Origin of the sequence: Paraburkholderia sp. (assembly GCF_035501035.1) — a bacterium.
GTDB lineage: Bacteria > Pseudomonadota > Gammaproteobacteria > Burkholderiales > Burkholderiaceae > Paraburkholderia.
On the sequence record NZ_DATJWR010000141.1, the window covers coordinates 1 to 2445 of the forward strand.

The following is a 2445-nucleotide window of genomic DNA, read 5'->3' on the forward strand; positions in this document are numbered from 1 at the left end:
GGGCCGCTAAAGCAGCAGGCCGACGTCTTCAACGAGCGCATGTCGCTGCTCTTCAAGACGCTGCACGTCGTGCGCGTGGTCGACGCGAAGCGTAACGCGCTCGTGTACCTGACCTACAGCGACCGCGTCGTGAGCGGCAGCGCGAAGAACAGTGTCACGGCCGTGCCGGTGCCGCCGGGCACGACGATTCCGCTGCGCTAAACTGAGGGTCAGCGCAGGCCCCCCATCATGACCGATTCCCGTTTCCGCGATTCCGCCCGCTACTGGCGCACGCCGCTTCTGCCCGGCGCGGACCTCGTCACGGCCGAATACCACGAGCACACGTTCGCGCCCCACTGGCACGAGGCCTACACGATCCCCGTGATCGAAGGCGGGGCGGAGTGCTATCGGTATCGGGGCACGGAGCACGTAGCCGTTGCGGGCAGCGTGCCGGTCATCAATCCGGGCGAGCTGCACACGGGCTCGCGCGCCGTCGACGAGGGCTGGAGCTATCGCGTGATGTACGTGCCGATCGGCTTCCTGCACGAGCTCGCGGGCGACATCGCCGGGCGCGCGCAGCCGCTGCCGTGGTTTGGCGCCGAGGTGATCCACGATCCCGATCTGGCCCACCGGCTCTCGCGCGCGCACCGGCTGCTCGAAGCCGATGCCGACCGGCGGCGCGGCGCAGCCGCGCTCGAAGCGACCACCGGCGCGGGTTCGGTCGCAGTGGCGAAGCTCGCTGCGCCCGCAAGCGATTTGCTCGCCGTGGAAGGCGCGCTGCTCTCCGCGCTCTCCGCGCTGCTCACGCGCTACGCGCGCACGCACGAGGCGGCGCTCAAGCACGGCCCCAATGACGCGCGCGTGGAAACGATGAAGGCGCTGCTCGCCGCCGATCTCGCCGCGCCGCTGCGCGTGGCCGATCTCGCCCAAGCGGTTGGCCTCTCGCCGTTTCACGCCACCCGGCTCTTCACGCAGGCGACCGGACTGCCGCCACACGCCTGGCGCACACAGCTGCGCCTTCAACGCGCACTGGGTCCGCTGCGCGAGGGCGCCACCGTCGCCGATGTCGCCGCGGCAAGCGGTTTCACTGATCAGAGTCATTTCACACGGCATTTTCGCCGGATGTTCGGCGTGCCGCCGGGGCGCTGGCAGGCGTCTTAGGCCCCCGGCCCCAACCGCAGGCCTCGCGCGCCCGTCGGCGCTGCAAGAACGCCGCAAGAACGCCGCAAGAATGTACAAGCCATGCGAGCGGCTGCCCGCTATGCTGTCTTCCCGTATCAGGAGGACAGTTTGACCACGCATCCCAACCCGCATCCCAGGCCGAATCCCAGGCGATACGCCGAGTTCGTCGCCGGCGCGCGCGACACGATTCCCATGATGGTCGGCGCGGCGCCGTTCGGCGTGATCTTCGGCACCCTCGTCACGTCCGGCCCGCTGCATCTGTGGCACGGGCAACTGATGTCGCTCGTCGTGTTCGCAGGCTCCGCGCAGTTCATCGCGCTCGGGCTGATCGCCGGTCATGCGAGCTTTGCCGTCGTGTGGACGACCACCCTCGTCGTCAACCTGCGCCACGTGCTGTACAGCGCGACGCTCGCCCCCTACGTGTCGCACCTGCCGCTGCGCTGGCGTCTCGCGCTCGGCGGCGTGCTGACCGACGAAGTGTTCGCGGTCGCCTGGGCGCACTACCGGCATCATCCGCCCGGCTCGATAGGTCCGTACTACTTCCTCGGCGCCGGCCTCGCCATGTATGTCAACTGGCAGCTCTGGACCTTGGCCGGCCTGCTGTTCGGCGCCGCGTTTCCCGGTCTGCAATCGCTCGGGCTCGATTTCGCGATGGTCGCGACCTTCATTGCGATCGTCGTGCCGCAACTGGTCGCGCTGCGCTACTTCGCCGCAGCCGTCACGGCGGGCGCGCTGGCGTTCTTCTGGCAAGCCTGGCCGTACAAGCTGGGGCTGCTCGGCGCGGTGTTTGCGGGTGTCGCCGTAGGCGTGCTGCTGTCGCTCCCCCGTACCCAGCACCGCGCAGCGGAGGCAGCACGATGAGCTACGTGGCGCTGATTCTCGGCATGGCGCTGATCACCTGGCTGATCCGCGCAGCGGTCTTCGTGCTGGGCGACCGGCTGGTGTTTCCACCGCTCGCGCGCACGGCGCTCGGCTTCGTGCCGGTCACGGTGCTGACCGCCATCATCGTACCGATGGCCGTTTCACCGCATAGCGGCGACGCCGAGCTGACCTGGCGCAATCCGCAACTGGTCGGTGCGCTGGCCGCAGTGGCCGTCAGCGCGCTGACCCGCCGGCCCTTGCTGACCATCGCCGTCGGCCTCGCCGTGTTTTTCGTCTGGCAAGGCGTCGTGCTCAAGTAGAGCCGCCCACCTGGGTTGCGCCGCCCGCCTTGTGCAGCGCCGCAACCCGGCGTGTCGCGCTGTTGCGGACGCACAACGCCCCCTCAAGTTTTACCCTGGTCCG

4 protein-coding genes are annotated in these 2445 nt (G+C 69.2%); all 4 read left to right on the forward strand.

What is annotated here, in order from left to right; translation table 11 throughout:
- A partial coding sequence (locus VMJ11_RS09715) for a CreA family protein (protein WP_325619202.1) occupies positions 1-201 on the forward strand: 201 nt, incomplete at its 5' end.
- Between the two features lie 27 nt (positions 202-228).
- Positions 229-1140 (forward strand): AraC family transcriptional regulator, encoded by a 912-nt coding sequence (locus VMJ11_RS09720; protein ID WP_325619203.1) that lies wholly within the window; start codon positions 229-231, stop codon positions 1138-1140.
- Between the two features lie 213 nt (positions 1141-1353).
- Positions 1354-2022 carry an AzlC family ABC transporter permease gene (locus VMJ11_RS09725; protein WP_325619205.1) on the forward strand — a complete coding sequence of 223 codons (669 nt, stop codon included), beginning with the start codon at positions 1354-1356 and terminating at the stop codon, positions 2020-2022.
- A complete protein-coding gene (locus tag VMJ11_RS09730; RefSeq protein WP_325619204.1) occupies positions 2019-2342 on the forward strand; it encodes an AzlD domain-containing protein in 324 nt (107 codons plus the stop codon). The genes VMJ11_RS09725 and VMJ11_RS09730 overlap by 4 nt, the downstream gene beginning before the upstream one ends.
- Positions 2343-2445 lie beyond the last annotated feature (103 nt).

Bases quoted from the DNA above. Each gene is read 5' to 3' on its own strand.
- VMJ11_RS09720 (WP_325619203.1), top strand. From the start codon at position 229: ATGACCGATTCCCGTTTCCGCGATTCCGCCCGCTACTGGCGCACGCCG.
- VMJ11_RS09725 (WP_325619205.1), top strand. From the start codon at position 1,354: ATGATGGTCGGCGCGGCGCCGTTCGGCGTGATCTTCGGCACCCTCGTC.
- VMJ11_RS09730 (WP_325619204.1), top strand. From the start codon at position 2,019: ATGAGCTACGTGGCGCTGATTCTCGGCATGGCGCTGATCACCTGGCTG.